Genomic DNA, 19452 nt, shown 5'->3' on the forward strand with positions numbered 1-19452 from the left:
TCCTACTTCAGGGCGCCGGCCGCCAGGCCGCGCTCGAACAGTCCTTGCAGGCAGAGATAGGCCGCGATCTCGGGGATCGCGGTGATCACCGCGCTGGCCAGGACCTTGGTCTGGTCGTTGCTGAACTGGCTGACGAAGAACTGCGGCAGCAGCGTGATCGTCTGCTTGGCCGGGTCCTGGATGAGGACCAGCGGCAGCAGGTACGAGTTCCACGCGCCGATCAGCGTCAGCACGATGATCGCCGCGCCGATGGGCCGCGTCATGGGCAGGACGATGTAGCGGAAGGCGGTAAAAACGCCGGCGCCGTCCACCCGCGCGGCGTCGAACAGCGAGTCGGGCACCCCGTCGATGAACTTGCGAGTGAGCAGCACGGCGAAGGGGATCTGCAGCGCCGCCAGCGGCAGCACGACCGCCCAGTACGTGTCGTACACGCCGAGGGCCAGCGTGGTCGCGAACAGCGGGGTGAGCAGGACGACCTCGGGCAGCGTGAGCGCGGCCAGGATCAGCCAGAAGTAGACCTCCTTGCCGCGGATGCGCAGCTTGGAGAAGCCGAACGCGGCCAGCATGGTCAGCACGTACACGATCACGATGGTCGAGACGGCGATGATCGCGCTGTTCCTGAAGAACGTCCCGACCGCGCCGACCGCGAACACCGCCTGGTAGTTGCCCAGCCCCTCGCCCGCCAGCGAGCCCTGGACCATGGCGACCAGGGGGAACACGTACGGGATGATCAGCAGGGTCGCGAAGAGCTGGAGGAGCAGCCGCGTCGAGCGGCGACGGGCCTCAAACACCGGGCTCACGGTCCTTCCTGTTGGCACGGGCGGCGACGGCGATCGCGCCGAGCAGCGCCAGGACGAGCAGCATCACCGACAGCGCCGCCCCGTAACCGACGTGCGCCTGCGGGATGCTGACCCGGTAGATGTAGGTGCCGAGGAACTCGGTGGCGTAGTTGGGCCCGCCGATGGTCACCAGGTACGGCACGTCGAACGTCTTCAGCGCCCCGATCACGCCGAGCATGGCGAGGGCCACCGTCGTCCCCCTGACGCCGGGCCAGACGATGCTGACCAGGATCCGCAGGTTGCCCGCGCCGTCGGTGCGGGCCGCCTCCAGGGTCTCCGGGTCGATCTGCCCCATGGCCGCGTAGTAGAGGACGAAGGTCAGGCCGGTGAACTCCCAGACGGTGATGAACATGATGACCGGCATCGCCGTGCTCGACTGGGCCAGCCACGGCTGGGCCAGGAAGCCCAGCCCGAGGTGCTCCAGGGTCCAGTTGAGCTGGCCGTCGGCGGCGAACATCTGCCGGAACACCGGCGCCATCGTGGCCGGCGCGATGACGACCGGGGTGAACACGAGCACCTTGTAGACGGCGGTGAGCCTGATCTTCGAGTGCAGCACCGCCGCGAAGACGAACCCGATGAGGGTCTGCACGGCGAACGTCACCACGAAGAACAGCACCGTGTGCCAGAGCGCGAGCCAGAACACCGGATCGGCCAGGATCTCGGCGTAGTTGCGCGCGCCCACCGGCGTCGGGGTCGGGCTCGTGCCGTCCCAGTCGAGCGTCGAGAGGTAACCGGTCTCGATGATGCAGTAGTAGATGAGGCCGACGACGAGCACGAAGGCCGGGGAGATCCACGGCAGGCCGGAAGGACGCAGGTTCTTCCTGTTCCGGCGGGCCGTGGGAGGTGTGGCGGACGGAGGGCGACGGGTCTTGGTGATGGAGGTCATGAGCTTCCCGCGCGGCTACTTGATCTTCTCGGCGGTGCTCTGCAGAGTCTTCGCCGCCTCTTCCGGCGTGGCCTGCCCGGCGGCCACGGTGGTGGACGCGACGCCGATCGCGGTCTGCAGGTCGGCGCTCACGGTCGCCAGCCGCGGCTCGCTCGACTTGCCCGCGTCCGTGATCAGCTTCTCCAGCGCCGGCCGCTGCACCTCGGGGTTGACCAGCTTGACCGCGTCCCAGTTCGGCTGGGCGGTGGTCAGCGCGGGGATGTCGTTGAGGATGTCGGCCACGGCCTGCTGGCCCTCCTTCGAGGTGCCGAGCCAGGTGACGAAGGTGGTGGCGGCGGCGATGGACTTGGATCTCTTGTTGACGGCCAGCCCGAAGTCCGCGTCACCGTAGAGTGCGCCGACGTTGCCGGTGCCCGCCACGTCGGGGAACGGGATCGGGAGCTGGGTGAACGGCTTCGGGTTCGCCACCCCGGCGCCGGAGATGGCGTTCGTGCTGCCTTCGACCGTGGAGTACTGCATGTACCAGGTGCCCATCATCACCATGGCGTACTTGCCGGACATGAAGCCGTTGTTGGCGTCCGGGTACTGCTGCACCCCGAGCGCGCCCTCCTGCATGATCCCGTCGTCGAACAGTTTCTTCCAGATGGTCAGCGCCTGCACGATGGCCGGGTCGGTCCAGGAGGCCTCGCCCTTGAGCGCCTTCTCCCACACGCCCGGCTTGACGTTGTCGGTGATCGCCTGCAGCGTGTCCTCGTTGAACGCGGGCTGGCCGGCGCCCTGCACGAAGCAGCCGACGTCGTGGGACTTGAAGGTCGCGCAGACCTTCTTCCACTCGTCGTACGTCTTCGGCGGGGTGAGCTGGTACTTGTCGAACAGGTCCTTGTTGATCCAGACCGTGCCGGCGAAGACCGAGCCGACCGACAGGCCGGCGAGCTTGCCGTCCGTGGTCAGGCTCGACACCCCGATCGGGGCCAGCTTGGACTTCCAGTCCGATCCGAGGGCCTTCTCCACGGCGGGCGTGAGGTCGACGGCGTTGACCCCGTAGATGCCGACCGAGCCGTTGGCCGCGCCGGGCGCGACGGCGAAGACGTCCGGGCCGACCGTCGAGGCCAGCGCCGGCCGGATGGCGGCGTCATAGCCGTCGATGGTCAGCTTCTTGAAGGTGACCTTGATCTTCGGATACGCCTTGTTGAACGCCTTGATGTACGTTTCGGCGGGCGCGGCGTCGGGCGTCCACCCCCACCAGGTGATCTCGCCCGAGTCGGCCGCGCCCTTGTCCGCGGTCTCGGTCGAAACTCCGCCCGCACACCCGGCGAGCGCCAGCCCGGTGGCCACGAACAGGGCGGCGGTCCTGCGGAGGCGGCGATTCCTGGGTCGAGGGGATCCCAGCATGTGATCTCTCCTTGCACGTGATGGCACGTACGGGTCGTTTCGACGCCGGGCCACCCGCCGGGGAAACGACGCGGGTCGGGCTCGGGCTCGTGGAGACAGAACGGCCGGACGAACGAGGCCGGGCGGCTCTGCGGTATCAGAAAGTTTCGAAAAGGGTCTGTGCTCGTGAGCAGCGAAACACCGGACGACGTACAGTGTCAAGAACCTCACTCGAATTCGTTTCCGAGAAGTTTCGAAGAACGCACGGTCAAATGCCCTCGTTCCGACGGGGTCGGGACGGGCGCACGGGATGGCGTCACCGCCGGGCGCTTCGGTGGATATCCCGCTTCACCTGGCCTTATACGCTCGCGGACGGAGCCGGTGACTCGGCCGGCGGCGGTGCTACGGGTGAAAGAAAGTTTCCGAACCTTCCAGCCTGAGAATGATGAGAGGTGTCGTGGCGACCGAGCAGGAGGAGACCGGCGCGCGGAAGCAGGTGCGGCACGTGGCGCGGCGCCGGGGCGGCGACCGCGTCACGATCGCGGAGGTCGCCCGCGCGGCGGGCGTGTCCGTGCCGACCGTGAGCAAGGTGCTCAACGGGCATGACGCGGTCGGCCCGCGGACCCGCCGCCGGGTCGAGGACGCCCTGGCCGCGACCGGCTACCGGCGCCGCGGCAGGTCCGAGCCCGGCCGGGCCGGCCTGGTGGACTTCGTGATCACCGAGCTGGACACCGCGTGGGCCTGTGAGCTGCTGCGGGGCGCCGAGCAGGAGGCGTACCGGCTGGGTGCCCGCCTGGTGCTGACCGTCACCCACGACCGTCAGGCCCATCCGCGCGAGTGGTTCAGGAGCCTCGCCTCCCGGCGCACCGACGGCGTCGTCCTCGTGCTGTCCAGCCGTACCCGCCTGATCGCCGCCGAGCGGCTGCGCTCGATCGACGCGCCGGTGGTCGTGATCGACCAGATGGGCGGCTACGACCAGGACGTTCCCGCGATCGGGGCCGCCAACTGGGCGGGCGGCTTCGCGGCCACCGAGCACCTGACCGGGCTCGGGCACCGCCGCATCGGCATGATCACCGGCCCCGACGACGTGCCGTGCGGCCTTGAACGGCTCGACGGCTACCGCGCCGCGCTCGGCCGGGCCGGGCTGTCGCCCGAGGAGGAGCTGGTGCGGCGGGGCGACTTCTACACCAGGGGCGGGCGCCGCGGCGCGGCCGAGCTGCTCGACCTGCCCGACCCGCCCACCGCCGTCTTCGCTGGGTCCGACCAGCAGGCGATGGGCGTGTACGACGAGGCCAGGGCCAGGGGCCTGCGCATTCCCGCCGACCTCAGCGTGGTCGGGTTCGACGACGTCGACATGTGCGAGTGGGTGACGCCGCGGCTGACCACGGTGAGGCAGCCGCTCGCCGAGATGGCCGTGCTCGCGGTGCGCAGCGTGCTGGAGGGCGGGCACGCGCCGGGCGAGCCGCCGCCGCGCCTTGAGCTGTCCACCCGGCTGGTGGTGCGGGAGAGCACCGCGCCGTGGCGACCGCCGGCGCGGGCCGCCCGCCGACGCAGGTGAAGGCTTTGACGGCAGGTCAGGGCCGGCGGGTCAGGGTTGCGGGGTCAGGTTGCGGGATCAGGCTGCGCGGTCAGGGCTGGGGGACGCCGAGGGCCTCGCGCCAGGTGTGGCGTGGTTCGTAGCCCAGCTCTTCGCGGGCCTTCGCGCTGCTCAGCAGGCTCTCGTACCCCTCCAGCGGGCGACGGGCCGGCACGCCGGGGAACATCGACTCCACCAGCTCGGCCGAGGGCCGGTCCATGAGCGTGTCACGCGCGGCGATGACGTACGCGGGAGCGCCCGTGACCTCGGCGGACAGCGCCAGCCGGCAGGCCAGGGCGGCGTCGCGGACGTCCACGTAGCTCCACAGGTTGAACGCCCGCGCCAGCGGATCGTCCCAGCAGGACGGGAGCTTGCGGTAGTCGGCGGCGTCGTGCACGTTGGACAGCCGCAGGCCGACGATCGGGATGCCGGACCAGGCCGAGACGTGCTCGGCCAGCGTCTCACCGATGACCTTCGACAGCGCGTACGCCGAGTGCGGGTGCGGGTAGTGCTCCTCGTCCACGGGCAGGTAGCGCGGCGGCACCTGCGGCCCGAACGGGAACCCGAGCGTGGTCTCGCTCGACGTCCACACGACCCTGCGCAGGCCGAGCTTGGCCGCGGCCAGGAAGACGTTGCTGTTCATGGCCGTGTTGTCGGTGAACGTGCGGGCCTCGGGGGCGAAGCCGGGCGCGGGGATGGCGGCGAGGTGGACGACGGCGTCCATGCCGGTCAGCGCGTCGACGGTGTCGCCGTAGTCGGTCAGGTCGGCCCGCATCAGCGGGGTGCCCAGCTCTTCGAAGAAGGGGCCGCGGTCGCCGGGCGCGCCGGTCACGTCCACGGCACGGACGTCGTGCCCGTGCGCCAGCAGATCCTGGACCACGGCGCGCCCGGCCTTGCCGTTCGCCCCTGTCACCGCGATGTTCACGGCCGGCCTCGCTTTCCCGATGGTGTCGATGGGTACGGGTGAGTCGTCGATGCAGTGTCGCAGATCCGGCCGATTCGTCGAAACTCTCCGCATGGGTTCGGTCGCCGCAGGAAGGGCTCTGACCGGCGAAGACACGGCTGGAGCCGGGGAATCTCGGTGGGCCTGCTCCCTTGACGTGCTTCGACATCCGGCTCTACGTTGTGAACGAGCGGTAGAAGTTTCGGAGACATTTTCGAAACGTTTCGACGCGATCCGGAGCCCGAGCCGAGCGCGTCAGGACGACTCACAGATTCCGGAGACTCGTAGTGAAGGTTCTCTACATCGGCGGCACCGGCACGATCAGCTCGTCCTGCGTGGCCGAGTCGGTGCGCCAGGGCATGGATGTGCACGTGCTGAACCGGGGCCGCACCGCCGGTGTCCGGCCGCTCCCCGACGGCGTCACCACCGTCACCGGCGACGTGCACGACCCGGAGTCCATGCGCGCCGCCCTCGACGGCTCCTCGTACGACGTCGTGATCAACTTCCTCAGCTACGGCGCCGAGGACGCCGCGGCCTGGGTGGACCTGCTGGCGGGCCGGATCGGCCAGTACATCCACATCAGCACCGCCTCGATGTACCACAAGCCGGTGCGCAAGGTGCCGATCGTGGAGTCGACCACGCGGTACAACCCCTACTCGACCTACTCCCAGGACAAGATCGCCGCCGAGGACGTGCTGCGGCGCGCGTACGAGGAGCGCGGCTTCCCCGTCACCATCGTGCGGCCCTCGCACACCTACGACGACGCGCGCCCGCCGCTGCCCGGCGACTGGACGGCGTGGGACCGGATCGTGCGCGGCGACGAGCTGGTCGTCCCCGGCGACGGCACCAGCCTGTGGACGTTGACGCACGCCGAGGACTTCGCCGTGGGCCTGGTCGGCCTGGCCGGGAACTGGCCGGCGATCGGCGAGGACTTCCACATCACCTCCGACGAGGTGCTCACCTGGAACGAGATCTACGACGTCATCGCGAAGACGGCGGGGGCCGAGGCGCGGCTGCTGCACCTGCCGTCGGAGTTCCTGCCGATCGTGGCTCCCGACTGGTTCTGGTCCAGCCTGATCGTCGGCGACCTGTCGCACAGCGCGGTGTTCGACAACAGCAAGATCAAGCGGTTCGTGCCCGCGTTCCGTCCGGTGATCACCTGGCCGGCCGGCGCCAGGCGGCTGCTGGAGTGGCGGGCCGGGCACGCCGAGCACGCCCGCCCCGACGCCGGAACGGACGCGCTGCTCGGCCGCCTCGTCGAAGGACACCAGGCCGCGGTGTCCGCGGTACGCAAGCTGGCGCCGTGACGCGGCGTACCGGAATGGACTCAGGATCGCTCGCAGAGGCGACGCGATCGTCCCGGCACGGCGGCCGGGTGGCGAAAGGATTCGTGGACTGACATGGCAGGTGACCGCACCTCCCGCGAGGAGCTCGTCGAGAGCCTGGTCGCCCGGATGAGCCTGGCCGAGAAGGTCGCGCAGCTCTACGGCGTCTGGGTGGGCATCGACGGCGCCGACGGCGAGATGGCTCCGCACCAGCACGAGTTCGCCAGGCTGCACACCGCGTGGGACGACCTGGTGCGCGACGGCCTCGGCCAGCTCACCCGGCCGTTCGGCACCACTCCCGTCGGCGTCCGCACGGGCGCGGCGACACTGGCGAAGACGCAGCGCGAGATCATGGCGGCCGGGCGGTGGGGCATCCCCGCCCTGGTGCACGAGGAGACCCTGACCGGGCTGGCCGCCTGGCGGGCCGCCGTCTACCCGTCCCCGCTGTGCTGGGGCGCGAGCTTCGATCCCGCGCTGGTCGAACGCATGGGCGCGCAGATCGGCGCCACCATGCGGCGGCTCGGCGTGCACCAAGGCCTGGCCCCGGTCATGGACGTCGCCCGCGACCTGCGCTGGGGGCGCGTCGAGGAGACCATCGGCGAGGATCCCCTGCTGGTGGGCACGATCGGCAGCGCCTACGTGCGCGGGATGCAGTCGGCGGGCGTGCTGGCCACGCTCAAGCACTTCGTCGGCTACTCGGCGTCGAAGGGCGGCCGCAACCTGGCCCCCGTGTCGGCCGGCCGCCGCGAGATCGCCGACGTGCTGCTGCCGCCGTTCGAGATGGCGCTGCGGGCGGGCGCCGACTCGGTGATGAACTCCTACGCGGACGTGGACGGGATGCCGGTCGCGGCCGATCCTGCCCTGCTCACCGATCTGCTCCGCGACACCTACGGCTTCACCGGCACGGTCGTGGCCGACTACTTCTCGATCGCGTTCCTGCAGACCCTGCACAACGTGGCGGGTTCACCCGGCGAGGCGGCCGGGCTGGCGCTCGCGGCCGGGATCGACGTCGAGCTGCCCACCGTGCACTGCTACGGCCCGCCCCTGGTCGAGGCGGTCGAGCGCGGCGAGGTGGACGTCGCCCTGGTCGATCGTGCCCTGCGGCGTGTGCTGTGGCAGAAGGCCCGGCTCGGCCTGCTGGACGAGGACTGGACGCCGGAGCCCGACGTGCTCGACGCCGAGGAGGACGCCGAGTCGGGTGACGTCGTGCTGGACGACGCGGAGGCCCGGGCCCTGGCCGGGGAGCTGGCCCGCCGGTCCGTGGTGCTGCTGCGCAACACCGGGACACTGCCGCTGGCGCCGGGCCTGCGGCTGGCCGTCGTCGGGCCGCGCGCCGACACTCCGCAGGCCATGATGGGCTGCTACTCGTTCCCGATGCACGTCGGCGTGCACCACCCCGGCGTGGGCCTCGGCATCGAGGTGCCGACGCTGGTCGAGGCGCTGCGCGGCGACGCGGCCGGCTACGATGTCCGTTACGAGCAGGGATGTCCCGTGACCGGCGGGGACGACGCCGGGATCGCCGCCGCGGCCGGGCTGGCGGCGGACGCGGACGTCTGCGTGGCCGTGCTCGGCGACCAGGCGGGGCTGTTCGGCGGCGGCACCTCGGGCGAGGGCTGCGACGCGACGAGCCTGCGCCTGCCCGGGCGGCAGGAGGAGCTGCTGGAGGCCGTCCTCGCCACCGGCACGCCGGTCGTGCTGGTGCTGCTGGTCGGGCGGCCGTACGAGCTGGAGCGGCAGGTGGACCGGCTGGCGGCCGTGGTGTGCGGGTTCTTCCCCGGCGAGGAGGGCGCGCACGCCCTGGCCGACGTGCTGTCCGGCCGGACCGATCCCATGGGACGGCTGCCGGTGAGCTTCCCCGGCTCCGGCGGCAACCAGCCCGCCACCTACCTCGCCGCGCCGCTGGCCCGGCGCAGCAAGGTGAGCACCGTGGACCCGACGCCGCTGTTCGCCTTCGGCCACGGCCTCTCCTACACCCCGATCGAGTGGACGGCCGTCGCCTCGGACCCGTCGGGGACGTGGGCCACGGACGGCACCTTCGACGTGCGGGTCACGCTGCGGAACGGCGCGGCCGGCACGGTGTCCGAGGTCGTCCAGGTGTACCTGCACGACCTGGTCGCCGAGGTGGCCAGACCCGTGCAGTCGCTGCTCGCCGCGCCCCGGGTGGATCTGGCGCCCGGGGAGACGCGCGAGGTGACGATCACGCTGCACGCCGACCAGACCTCCTACACGGGCGCGTCGGGGCGGCGGCAGGTCGATTCGGGCGCGGTCGAACTACGGGTGGGGGCGTCCAGCGCCGACATCCGCGAGGTCATCGAGGTCTCGATGACCGGTCCGCGGCGGTACGTCGGCTTCGACCGGGTGATGGAGGCGACAGTCAGCCAGGGCTGATAGAGCCGTGTGTCCGGCCGGCGCCCGCAGGGGGCGTCGGCCGGATGCGCGTCATTCGGTCGCCAGCACGACGGCCGGTACCCGCGTCATTCGGCCGGCGCCGCGACACGAACGCCGGCCGTATGTGCGTCATTCGCCGGGATAGCGCAGCCCGATCTGGGCGCGTACCTCGTCCATCGTGCCCATGATCTGGCAGACCTCGTCCGACGGCAGCACCGGGCTCTCCAGCAGGCCCGCGCGCACGCACCGCGCCACCTCCTCGGTCTGGAAGCGCAGCCCGCTGCCCGGCACCGAAAACTCGTAACGCTCGGTCGCTCCGCCGCGCGTGGTCAGCGTGAACGTGGTCGCGCGGTACCACATGGTGTCGATGTCGATGCGCGCCTCGGTGCCCGCGATCGTCGCCCGGTTGGGCAGCCACGCCTCCATGGAGGTGGTCGCCACCGCCTGGCGGCCCTCGTCATACCCCAGGACGACGGCGGTCTGCGCGTCCACCCCGGTGTCGCCGGCGTGCGAGGAGGCCAGCACGGACGAGGGACGGCCGAGCACCATGGACATGAAGGACAGCGGATAGACCCCCAGGTCGAGCAGCGCGCCGCCACCGAGGTGCGGGTCGAACATCCGGTGGGCCGGGTTCCGCCGGAACCACACGCCGTGCTCGGCGGTCACCAGCCTGACGTCCCCGAGCCGCCCCTGCGCGAGCAGTTCCCTGATCCGGACCATGTGCGGCAGGAAGCGCGTCCACATGGCCTCCATCAGGAACACGCCGCGCGAGCGGGCCAGCTTCACCAGCTCCTCCGCCTGGGCGCGATTGACCGTGAACGGCTTCTCCACCAGCACGGCCTTGCCGGCCTCGATCGCCGCCACCGCCACGTCCCTGTGCGCGGTGTGCGGCACCGCGACGTAGACGGCGTCGATGTCGTCCGACTCCAGCAGCGCCGCGTGGGTGCCGTGGCAGCGGGGCGCGGAGGTGCGCGCGGCGAACGCCTCGGCCCGCGCGGTGGAGCGGGAGGCCACCGCGACCAGCTCTCCCTCGTCGGAGTGGCGCAGGTCGTCGGCGAACTGCCCGGCGATGCCGCCGGTACCGATGATCCCCCACCGCAGCGGCCCCGGCCTGTAGGTCTTCGTCAACGCAACCACGTCCCGCTCGGCGGAGTCAGCTTGTCCAGTTCGGCCCACAGGTCGCCGGGGATGTCGAGCGAGGCGAGCTCCAGCGTGTGCGCGAGGCGTTCAGGCCTGGTGATGCCGACGACGGTCGTGCTGATCCGCGGGTCACGCATGGAGAACTGCAGCGCGGCGGCGGCCAGCGGCACCCCGGCCCGTTCGCAGGCGCGCCACATCCCGGCGGCGCTCTCCTTGACCTCGTCCGACGCCATCCGGTACGCGTACCGCGGAGCCGTGTCGGGGCCCTTGACGAGCATGCCGCCGCCGAACGGCGCGGCGTTGAGCACGGCGACACCGGCCTCGGCGCACTGGTCGAGCAGCGGCTCGGCCGACCGGTCGAGCAGCGTGAACCGGTTGTGCGTGATGACCGCCTGGAACACGCCGAGGTTCACGAAGCGCCGCAGCATGTCGACCGGCCCGCCGGCCACGCCGAGGTGGCCGACGAGCCCTTCCTCCTGTGCCTGGACGAGCGCCTCGACCGGGCCGCCGGGGGCCGTGGCCTGGTCGAACGTGATGCGCTCCGGGTCGTGCAGGTAGACGAGCGGCAGGTGGTCCATGCCGAGCCGTTCCATGCTCTCGGCCAGCGACGCCCTGACCCGCGCGCCGGAGAAGTCGCCGCTCGCGTCGGGGTCGACCTTGGTGCTCAGCAGGAAGTCCGCCGGCACGCCGCCGATCTCGCGCAGCACCACGCCGATCCGTCTCTCGCTCTCCCCGCCGCCGTAACTGTTGGAGGTGTCCAGGAACCGGATCGGCCCGTCGAACACCGCCCGCAGCGTGCGCAGGGCCTGGTCGCGGTCCACCTCGTAGCCGTAGATGCCCGGGATGCTGCCGATCGCGCTGGTGCCGATGCACAGCGGCGGGGCCATCAGCCCGGTGGAGCCCAGGGGGCGCTTGGTGAGCATGCTCCTCGTCCTTTCTTCGCGTCCCGCCCTCGCCGTGCGAGGGGTTTCTCGCGTCCCGCCCGCGCCGTCCGTGCGCCGGGTCAGGGCGGGGTTCAGCCGCCGAAGCCGTCCTGGGCGTGGGCGCGCAGGTAGTCGATGTCGAAGTCCAGTCCGAGCCCGGGGCCCGCCGGCAGCTTGAGCCTGCCGCCGCTGTTGTCCAGCGGCGTGCGCAGGAACCGGTTGTAGGCCGCCAGGTCGTGACCGCTCGACTCGATGCGGTAGAAGTTCGGCACGGTGATCATCACGTGGCCGCCGGCGACCAGGTTGACAGGACCGCTCGCGTCGTGGGGAGACACCGGCACGTAGTACGCCTCGGCCATGGTGGCGATCTTCTTGAGCTCGGAGATGCCGCCGGTCCAGGTCACGTCGGGCATGACGAAGTCGGCGAGCCCGTTCTCCAGGACCGGGACGAAGTCCCACCGGGTGTGCAGCCGCTCCCCCACCGAGATCGGCACCCGGACCCGCTCGCGCACCTGCTTGAGCGCGTGGTAGCTCTCCGGCGGCACCGGCTCCTCGTACCAGTGGATGCCGCCCGCCTCGTCCAGCGACTGGCCGAGCCGGATGGCCGTGGGCACGTCGAACCGGCCGTGCGCGTCGATCAGCAGCTCCACGTCGGGCCCGGCGACCTCGCGGATGAGCGCGGTCAGCTCCATCGCCTCGCGCTCGTGCGCGCGGCTCAGCCGGCCGTCGAGGTAGCGGTCGTTGCTCTCCGGCTCGCCGGGCGCGTGCGGGAACGGGTCGAACTTGATGGCCGTGTGGCCCGAGTCGACGATCTTCCTGATCTCGTCCTCGACCCCGTCGCGGGTGCCGAAGCGGCTCTGGTCGGGGTGGGTGTAGAGGAGCAGGTCGTCCCGTACGGTGCCGCCGAGCAGGTCGCAGACCGGCTGGCCGAGCACCTTGCCGCGGATGTCCCACAGGGCGATGTCGATGGCGCTGGTCACGTTCGTCCCGGCGCCGCGGCTGCCCATGTAGGTGAAGGCGCGGAACACCTTGTGCCAGATGTCCTCGATCTTGGCGGGGTCGTCGCCGGCGAGCAGTTCGGTGGCCTGACGCACCATGGCGGCGATGCCGCGGTTGGCCGTGCGCGTGGTGGTGGTGATCTCGCCCCAGCCGTCGATGCCCTCGTCCGTGCGGACCTGGACGAACAGGAACTCACCCCAGTAGGAACCGCCCGACCGGATCAGCCAGGGAACGAGCTCCACGATCTTCATCCGCGCCATCCTCTCACTCGGCCCGCCGCCTCAGGCGGAAGCGCCGCCGTCCGCGTCCCGGCCGCCCGCGCGCACGTCCAGGCTCTCCGCGTCCCGGCCGTCCGCGCCCTGTCCGTTGGCGTCCTGTCCGTTGGCGTCCCCGCCCGCCTGCGCGTCGCGCCAGCGTTCGTACTCGGGGCGGGCCTCCTCCGACAGCGGGTAGTAGGTGCGCAGGTCGCCGCCCTGCGACAGCCGCAGCCGGGAGAACTCCTCCCACTCCGCGTGGCTGCCCGCCTCCGCCAGCAGCGCAGGAGCGAGTTTGATCGGCACGACCACCGCACCGTCGTCGTCGGCGACGATGATGTCGCCGGGCTCCACGACGGTGTTGCCGCACGCCACGGGCACGTTGACGGCCGTGGGGAAGATGTCGGTCTGCGAGTGGAAGTTCGGCGTCGTGCCGCGCAGCCACAGCCCGAGGCCGAGCTCACGCACCTTGCCGAGGTCGCGGATGCAGCCGTCCACGACCACGCCGACACCCCCGCGCTGCTTGAAGTAGATCATCATCATCTCGCCGAAGACGCCGCTGGCCATGTCGCCGCGCGCGTCCACCACCACGATGTCGCCAGGCCGGGTGTGGTAGAGCACGTGCCGGTGCAACTGCTTCTCCGGCTCGGCGTACTCGTCGACCTGGTAGAGGTCCTCGCGCTTCGGCATGAACTGCAGGGTCAGCGCCGGGCCGGCGACGCAGGTGCCCGGCGTGAACGAGACCGGGCCGCGGATGTGCGCGCTGCGGACCCCGAGCCGGTTGAGCTCGCTGCTCGCGGTCGCGCTCCCGATGGCCGCCAGAGCGCTGACGAGCTCCTCGGGAGGGCGAACGATGTCGTGGGTCTCGATCACGTCGGTTCTCTTTCGGGTCGTGAGCCGGGCCGGCGGTCAGGATTAGTTTCGGAGAAGTTTCGATACTGTGGCTGCAGGTCATCGTAACCCGATCGGCGCCCGAGCGCGATACCCGTGGATCATTCCTCCAGGTCGCCGGGCTGCCCGAGCCGCTTCTCCGCAGGTCGATGTCGGTCCTGAAGAGTCGCGCTGAGCGGTGATCCGGCGCTCGGAGGGCCGGGTGAGGTCTTGACGTCGTATTTTCGCCGCCGTAACTTGGCTCGAACGCAGTCGAAACTCGAACCGACCGCTTCGAAACTTCAGCCGAAGTCTTTCCGGCGGCTCCTCCTCTCCTTCCCTCCACCCTCCCCCTCCAAGAAATGGGTCGACATGAAGCGCAAACATCCGGTCGCGCTGACGATCGTGGCGGTTTCGGTCCTGCTCGGCGGATGCGGTGGTGGCGGAGGTGGCGGCGGCTCCCCCAGCGGCACTCCCGTCTCCGGGGGCACGTTCACGATGAACCTCGGCACCGATCCGGGGACGATCAACCCGTACAAGACCACGGGCGGCACCAACCGGCAGATCTTCGCCTTCAGCTACGACACGCTCGTCGGGCGGATGCCCGACGGCAGCGTGGCCCCGCAGCTGGCCACCGAGTGGAAGGTGGCGCCCGACCAGGTCACCTACACCTTGCGCAAGGGCGTCACCTGCGAGGACGGCACCCCGCTCAAGGCCAGTGACGTCGCCGCGGACTTCGACTACGTCAAAGACCCCAAGACGCTCTCCCCCTGGGTCAACCTCACCATCCCGCTGCCGTACACGGTGACCTCGGACGACGCGGCGGGCACCGTGACCGTCAAGACGAAGACGCCGTTCGGGTTCCTGCTGGAGGGCGCGGGCTCGCTGCCCATCGTCTGCCCGGCGGGGCTGAAGGATCCCGCCTCCATCGAGCACGCCTCCAACGGGACGGGCCCGTACAAGGTGACCGACTACGTCCCGGGCGACCACTACACGCTCGAAGCGCGGCCCGGCTACGCGTGGGGCCCGAAGGGGGCAGGGAACGCGGAGGCGGGCAGCCCGAAGACGGTGAAGATCGCCTTCGTGCAGAACGAGTCCACCTCCGCCAACCAGCTGCTCTCCGGCCAGATCAACGCCGCCCAGATCACCGGCCCCGACCGCGCCCGCCTGGACGCCACCCCCACGCTGAAGAAGTTCGACGTGCCGGTGATGGTCGGCGAGATGAACCTGAACGAGGCCAAGGGCCGCGTGTTCGCCGACCCCGAGGTGCGACTGGCCATGGCCGCGGCGCTCGACCGCGCGCAGGTCACCAAGGTCGGCACCAGCGGCACCGGCCAGGTCGCCGACAACATGATGGTGGAGAAGCCCGTCTCCTGCCCCGGCGACGAGACCACCGGCACGCTGCCCGCGTTCGACCCGGCCGCGGCGAACCAGCGGCTCGACGCCGCCGGGTACGCCAAGGGCGCCGACGGCATCCGTGCCAAGGACGGCAAGAAGCTGACCGTCAACCTGCTCTACCAGGTCGGCGCGCCGCAGACGGTCTCCGCGGTGGAGCTGATCGGCCAGCAGCTCATGGCCGTCGGCATCGGCACGAACCTCAAGGGCCTCACCCAGGCGGCGTTCCTCGAAGCGCTCTACACCACGCAGGATTTCGACGCCTACTACAGCGGGATCAACCTGGAGTTCCCCTTCATGATGACCGCGTACTGGGGCGGCGCGACCCCTGACAAGGGCGGTCGCAACACCGGCAGCATCCAGAACGAGGAGTTCGACAGCCTGTCGGCCAAGGCGCTGGCCGCCTCCGGGGCGGAGGGGTGCGAGCTGTGGAAGCAGGCGCACCAGGCGCTGCTGAAGCGGGTGGACGTGCTGCCGATCTCCGTCGGCAACCGGCCGTTCTACACCTCGAAGTCCTCGCTGCAGACCGTCGGCCTGTTCGCGGTGCCGACGAGCCTGCGGCTGTACCAGTGAGCGCGGGCCACGAGGCCGCGCAGGTGCGGCCTTTGCACGACGGGGCGCAGGACGGGGCTGAGCCGCCGGCGCGAGAGGGGGCGCGCCGGCGGTCCGGGGCCGGCCGCTGGGTGATGTTCGCCGGCAGGCGGCTGGTCCGGCTCGTGCTGTCGCTGCTCGTCCTGGTGGCGGCGACGTTCATCATGGTCCACCTGATCCCCGGCGATCCGGTGCAGACCGCGCTCGGCGACCAGGCCACGCCGCAGATGGTGGCCCAGCGCCGGCACGAGCTGGGCCTCGACCTGCCGCTGCCCGAGCAGTTCTGGCGGTACGTGGCAGGCGTCGTGACCGGCGACTTCGGCCGCTCCATCGTGACCGAGGCCCCGGTGGCCGACCTGCTGACCACCCGGTTCCCGAACACGCTGCGGCTGGCCGGACCGGCGTTCCTGCTGGTCGTGCTGATCGCGATGCCGGTCGGGCTGCTCACGGCGGTGCGGACGAGGGGCGGGCGCGGGCGGCACGTGCGCGGCTGGTTCGTGAACGTGACCGGCCTGCTCAACTCGATCCCCGACTACGTGCTGGCCACCGTGCTCAGCCTCGTGTTCGTGGTGACGATCAAGGCGTTTCCCGCGGCGGGCGACGAGGGGCTCAGCTCGTACGTGCTGCCCGTCGCGGCGCTCATCGCGGGCCCGGCGGCCTCGCTGTCCAGGATCGTCAGGGTGGAGGCGCTCAAGGTGCTGGACGCGGAGTACGTCAGGGCCGCCAAGGCGCGCCGCGTGCCGACGGCCCTGCGTTACTGGCGTTACGTGCTGCCGAACATGATGACCGCCTCCCTGACCTACGGCACCATGATCCTGGCCGGCCTGATCGCCGGAACCGTGCTGGTGGAGAACGTCTTCGGCTGGCCCGGGGTCGGCACGGTGATCTCGCAGGCGGTCATCCAGAAGGACTATCCGCTGATCCAGGGCATCCTGCTGGTCCTCGGCACCGCCGTCCTGCTGCTCAACATGGTCGTGGACGTCGTGCTCGGCGTGCTCGATCCGCGATCCCGGCTGGGGGAGGTCTGACATGACCGTTTCGACGGCTGCCTTCCGGGGCCTGCGTCCCGGCCGCCTGGTGTCCGGCGGCGTACCCCTGCTCCTGATCCTGCTGTTCGTCTTCCTCTCGGTCGCCGGCCCGTCGATCTGGGGGCAGTCCGCGTCGGCGAGCAACGTGGCCGAGGCCAACCAGTCGATCAGCGCCGCGCACTGGATGGGCACCGACGACCTGGGGCGCGACATCCTGGCCAGGACGCTCGTGGCGACGCGCAACTCGCTGGTGCTGGCCGTGGTCGCCACGATCGTGGGCGGCTGCGTCGGCATCGGGCTCGGGCTGATGTCCGCGATGTCGCGCCGCCTGGGCCGCGTGCTCGGCGCGCTGATCAACGTGCTGATCGCGTTCCCCGCGCTGCTGCTGGCGATCTTCTTCGCGGTGCTGTTCGGGATCGGCTCGGTGGGCAGCGTGCTCGCGGTGGGCGCCTCGTTCGCGCCGGGCTTCGCCCGTATCACGCAGACGCTCACGGCGTCGGTGGTGTCCAAGGAGTACGTCGAGGCGTCCCGTGTGCTGGGCAGAGGCCCGATCTACCGGACGTTCCGCCACATCCTCCCCAACATCGCCGAGCCGATCGTCCTGTACTCGACCATCCACATCGGGACGGCGGTGCTGGCGCTGTCCGGTCTGAGCTTCCTCGGGCTGGGCGTGCAGCCGCCCGTCTACGACTGGGGACGGCTGCTCAACGACGGGCTCACCCGTATCTACGTGACCCCCGGTGTGGCCATCGCGCCGTCCATCGCGATCGTGCTGGCCGGCCTGACGTTCAACCTGGCCGGCGAGCGGCTGTCCGACCTCATCGCCGGCCGCCGCTCCGCGCCGCCCGCCCGGCGCCCCCTGCCGCGCCCGGCGGAGCCGGCGGCCGGCCCGGCGGAGGACGACGGCGGCGCGCTCGTGGACGTCCGCCACCTGCGCGTCACCTACACCTCGCCGGACGGCCGCGTCACCACGCCCGTCCGCGACGTGTCCTTCACCCTCGCCCCGAAGGAGCGGGTCGGCATCGTCGGCGAGTCCGGGTCGGGCAAGAGCCTGACCGCCGCCGCCATCGCCCAGCTCATCGAGGAGCCCGGCCACGTGGAGGCGGAGCGGCTGCGCTTCATGGACGCCGACCTGCTCGCGCCGGACGCCGCCACCCAGCGCGTCCTCGGCCGCAACATGGCCATGGTCTTCCAGGACCCCGGCGAAGCGCTGAACCCCGCCATCAAGATCGGCACGCACCTTGTCGAACCGGCCGTCATCCACCTGGGCGAGAGCAAGCCGGACGCCAAGCGCAAGGCGCTGGACGCGCTGCGCGCGGTGGCCATCACCGACCCGGCCCGCCGCTTCGAGCAGCACCGGCACGAGCTGTCCGGCGGCATGAAGCAGCGGGTCGGCATCGCCATCGGCCTGATGGGCGAGTCGCGGCTGCTCATCGCGGACGAGCCGACCACCGCGCTCGACGTCACCGTGCAGCGGCAGATCCTGCGGCTGGTCGACCGGCTCGGCGCGCGGACGGAGGCGGGCCTGCTGTTCATCTCGCACGACATCGCCGTCGTGTCCGAGCTCTGCGACCGGATCATCGTCATGTACGCGGGCTTCATCGTGGAGGAGGCGACGACGGCCGATCTGCTCGACTCGCCCGCGCACCCGTACACGTCGGTGCTGCTCGCGGCCAGCCCGCGCATGGGGCTGGACAAGAGCCGGCCGCTGGTCGCCATCGACGGCCGCATGCCGGGCCCTGACACCGATCTGCCCGGCTGCTACTTCGCGGCGCGCTGCCCCCGCGCCGACGCCACCTGCCTGTCCAGCCGCCCGCCCCTGCGCGAGCTGGCCGACGGCCGCCGCGCCGCCTGCTGGCATCCGCTCACCGAACCCGGGGACGTGCCGACCAGCGAAGGAGCGACGATCTGATGACCGCCTCCGACGCCCTGACGGCCGTTCCCGACGCGCTGACCAGCGAAGGAGTGTCGATCTGATGGCCGCTCTGTCGGTCGAGGACCTCACCGTCCGGTACGGCTCCGTCACGGCCGTCCGCGGCGTCTCCTTCGACGTCGCCGCCGGCTCCGTACTCGGCCTCGTGGGCGAGTCGGGCTCGGGCAAGAGCACGGTGGCCCGCGCCCTCGTCGGGCTGACGCCGGCCACGGGCAGCATGCGGATCGACGGCGCCGACCTGTCGTCCCGTCAGGCGCGCCGCCGGGTGCAGCTCGTCTTCCAGGACTCGCGCAGCTCGCTGGACCCGCGTTTCACCGTGGAGCAGTGCGTGACGGAGGGGCTCACGGGGGTGCGCGGGCGGGACGCCTCGGCGCGGGTGGCCGAGCTGCTCGACCTGGTCTCGCTCGATCCCGCCGTCGCCAGGTCCCGTCCCGGCGACCTGTCCGGCGGTCAGCGGCAGCGGGTGGCCATCGCCAGGGCGCTCGCGGCCCGTCCCGACGTGGTGATCGCCGACGAGGTGACCGCTTCGCTGGACGTGTCGGTGCAGGCGGTCGTGCTGAACCTGCTCCGCCGGCTGCGGGCCGAGCTGGGGCTGACCATGATCTTCATCAGTCACAACCTCGCCGTCGTGGAGTACATGTGCGACGACCTGGCCGTGATGTTCGACGGCCGCATCGTCGAGTACGGGGCCGTGGACGAGGTCATCGGGCGGCCCGAGCATCCGTACACGCGGTCCCTGCTGGCGGCCGTACCGGAGATCGGGCAGCGCCGGCTGCTGTCGGAGGCCGACGTGGAGGCGTCAGCGGTCACCGATCCGGCCTCGGCGGGAGGATGCGCCTACCGGCTGCGCTGCCCGATCGGGCCGGCCGCGCACCCGGAGCGGGAGATCTGCGTGACCACGGAACCGGCCGCCACGGCCGCGCACGCGCACCGCGCCGCCTGCCACTTCGCCCGCGAACTGGACGACCCGGTCGGCCCGCGCGCCTGAGCC

At 71.2% G+C, this 19452-nt stretch carries 15 protein-coding genes; 7 read left to right on the forward strand and 8 right to left on the reverse strand.

Annotated elements, in window-relative coordinates; all coding sequences use genetic code 11:
- Positions 1-2: 2 nt before the first annotated feature.
- The 3 genes from AB0C28_RS28640 to AB0C28_RS28650 are packed head-to-tail and all read right to left on the reverse strand — an operon-like array spanning position 3 to position 3117.
- Entirely contained in the window at positions 3-800 is a 798-nt protein-coding gene (locus AB0C28_RS28640) for a carbohydrate ABC transporter permease (RefSeq protein WP_357835446.1), read from the reverse strand.
- Positions 784-1725, reverse strand: a complete 942-nt coding sequence (locus AB0C28_RS28645; protein ID WP_357835449.1) for a sugar ABC transporter permease — start codon at positions 1723-1725, stop codon at positions 784-786. The genes AB0C28_RS28640 and AB0C28_RS28645 overlap by 17 nt, the downstream gene beginning before the upstream one ends.
- A 15-nt stretch (positions 1726-1740) precedes the next feature.
- Positions 1741-3117 carry an ABC transporter substrate-binding protein gene (locus AB0C28_RS28650; protein WP_358078738.1) on the reverse strand — a complete coding sequence of 459 codons (1377 nt, stop codon included), beginning with the start codon at positions 3115-3117 and terminating at the stop codon, positions 1741-1743.
- A gap of 436 nt (positions 3118-3553) precedes the next feature.
- Here AB0C28_RS28650 and AB0C28_RS28655 point away from each other — a divergent pair, with 436 nt between their 5' ends.
- Positions 3554-4654, forward strand: a complete 1101-nt coding sequence (locus AB0C28_RS28655; protein ID WP_358078740.1) for a LacI family DNA-binding transcriptional regulator — start codon at positions 3554-3556, stop codon at positions 4652-4654.
- A gap of 70 nt (positions 4655-4724) precedes the next feature.
- Here the strand turns inward: AB0C28_RS28655 and AB0C28_RS28660 are convergent, their stop codons facing one another.
- Complete coding sequence (locus AB0C28_RS28660) at positions 4725-5597, reverse strand: NAD(P)-dependent oxidoreductase (RefSeq protein ID WP_358078743.1); 873 nt, start codon at positions 5595-5597, stop codon at positions 4725-4727.
- Between the two features lie 305 nt (positions 5598-5902).
- On the opposite strand from AB0C28_RS28660, the gene AB0C28_RS28665 reads away from it, so the two are divergent.
- Positions 5903-6922, forward strand: a complete 1020-nt coding sequence (locus AB0C28_RS28665; protein ID WP_357835462.1) for an NAD-dependent epimerase/dehydratase family protein — start codon at positions 5903-5905, stop codon at positions 6920-6922.
- 93 nt (positions 6923-7015) lie between these two features.
- Positions 7016-9328, forward strand: coding sequence for a glycoside hydrolase family 3 N-terminal domain-containing protein (locus AB0C28_RS28670; protein ID WP_358078747.1), 2313 nt, complete (start codon positions 7016-7018; stop codon positions 9326-9328).
- 129 nt (positions 9329-9457) lie between these two features.
- Here AB0C28_RS28670 and AB0C28_RS28675 read toward each other — a convergent pair whose 3' ends face one another.
- The 4 genes from AB0C28_RS28675 to AB0C28_RS28690 form a co-directional block, all read right to left on the reverse strand.
- Positions 9458-10456: a Gfo/Idh/MocA family oxidoreductase gene (locus AB0C28_RS28675; RefSeq protein ID WP_358078749.1), complete on the reverse strand. Its 999-nt coding sequence runs from the start codon at positions 10454-10456 to the stop codon at positions 9458-9460.
- Complete coding sequence (locus tag AB0C28_RS28680) at positions 10453-11391, reverse strand: aldo/keto reductase (RefSeq protein WP_357835471.1); 939 nt, start codon at positions 11389-11391, stop codon at positions 10453-10455. The genes AB0C28_RS28675 and AB0C28_RS28680 overlap by 4 nt, the downstream gene beginning before the upstream one ends.
- Positions 11392-11483: 92 nt before the next feature.
- Complete coding sequence (locus AB0C28_RS28685; protein ID WP_358078752.1) at positions 11484-12641, reverse strand: mandelate racemase/muconate lactonizing enzyme family protein; 1158 nt, start codon at positions 12639-12641, stop codon at positions 11484-11486.
- Between the two features lie 30 nt (positions 12642-12671).
- Complete coding sequence (locus AB0C28_RS28690; protein ID WP_357835475.1) at positions 12672-13517, reverse strand: hypothetical protein; 846 nt, start codon at positions 13515-13517, stop codon at positions 12672-12674.
- A 369-nt stretch (positions 13518-13886) separates the two neighbouring features.
- On the opposite strand from AB0C28_RS28690, the gene AB0C28_RS28695 reads away from it, so the two are divergent.
- The 4 genes from AB0C28_RS28695 to AB0C28_RS28710 all read left to right on the forward strand — a co-directional run bounded on the left by AB0C28_RS28695 (position 13887) and on the right by AB0C28_RS28710 (position 19449).
- A complete protein-coding gene (locus AB0C28_RS28695; protein WP_357835478.1) occupies positions 13887-15482 on the forward strand; it encodes an ABC transporter substrate-binding protein in 1596 nt (531 codons plus the stop codon).
- Between the two features lie 32 nt (positions 15483-15514).
- Positions 15515-16528, forward strand: a complete 1014-nt coding sequence (locus tag AB0C28_RS28700; RefSeq protein WP_357835481.1) for an ABC transporter permease — start codon at positions 15515-15517, stop codon at positions 16526-16528.
- Between the two features lies 1 nt (position 16529).
- Positions 16530-18440, forward strand: a complete 1911-nt coding sequence (locus tag AB0C28_RS28705; protein ID WP_358078756.1) for a dipeptide/oligopeptide/nickel ABC transporter permease/ATP-binding protein — start codon at positions 16530-16532, stop codon at positions 18438-18440.
- A gap of 64 nt (positions 18441-18504) precedes the next feature.
- Positions 18505-19449, forward strand: coding sequence for an oligopeptide/dipeptide ABC transporter ATP-binding protein (locus tag AB0C28_RS28710; RefSeq protein WP_357835487.1), 945 nt, complete (start codon positions 18505-18507; stop codon positions 19447-19449).
- The last annotated feature ends 3 nt before the right edge of the window (positions 19450-19452 follow it).

Source organism: Nonomuraea sp. NPDC048892, assembly GCF_040649735.1.
Lineage (GTDB): Bacteria > Actinomycetota > Actinomycetes > Streptosporangiales > Streptosporangiaceae > Nonomuraea > Nonomuraea maheshkhaliensis.

What these genes read in the sequence shown, in the direction of transcription:
- AB0C28_RS28680 (WP_357835471.1), bottom strand. Translation starts at nt 11,391, where the DNA reads ATGCTCACCAAGCGCCCCCTGGGCTCCACCGGGCTGATGGCCCCGCCG.
- AB0C28_RS28705 (WP_358078756.1), top strand. Translation starts at nt 16,530, where the DNA reads ATGACCGTTTCGACGGCTGCCTTCCGGGGCCTGCGTCCCGGCCGCCTG.
- AB0C28_RS28685 (WP_358078752.1), bottom strand. Translation starts at nt 12,641, where the DNA reads ATGAAGATCGTGGAGCTCGTTCCCTGGCTGATCCGGTCGGGCGGTTCC.
- AB0C28_RS28695 (WP_357835478.1), top strand. Translation starts at nt 13,887, where the DNA reads ATGAAGCGCAAACATCCGGTCGCGCTGACGATCGTGGCGGTTTCGGTC.
- AB0C28_RS28645 (WP_357835449.1), bottom strand. Translation starts at nt 1,725, where the DNA reads ATGACCTCCATCACCAAGACCCGTCGCCCTCCGTCCGCCACACCTCCC.
- AB0C28_RS28650 (WP_358078738.1), bottom strand. Translation starts at nt 3,117, where the DNA reads ATGCTGGGATCCCCTCGACCCAGGAATCGCCGCCTCCGCAGGACCGCC.
- AB0C28_RS28710 (WP_357835487.1), top strand. Translation starts at nt 18,505, where the DNA reads ATGGCCGCTCTGTCGGTCGAGGACCTCACCGTCCGGTACGGCTCCGTC.
- AB0C28_RS28670 (WP_358078747.1), top strand. Translation starts at nt 7,016, where the DNA reads ATGGCAGGTGACCGCACCTCCCGCGAGGAGCTCGTCGAGAGCCTGGTC.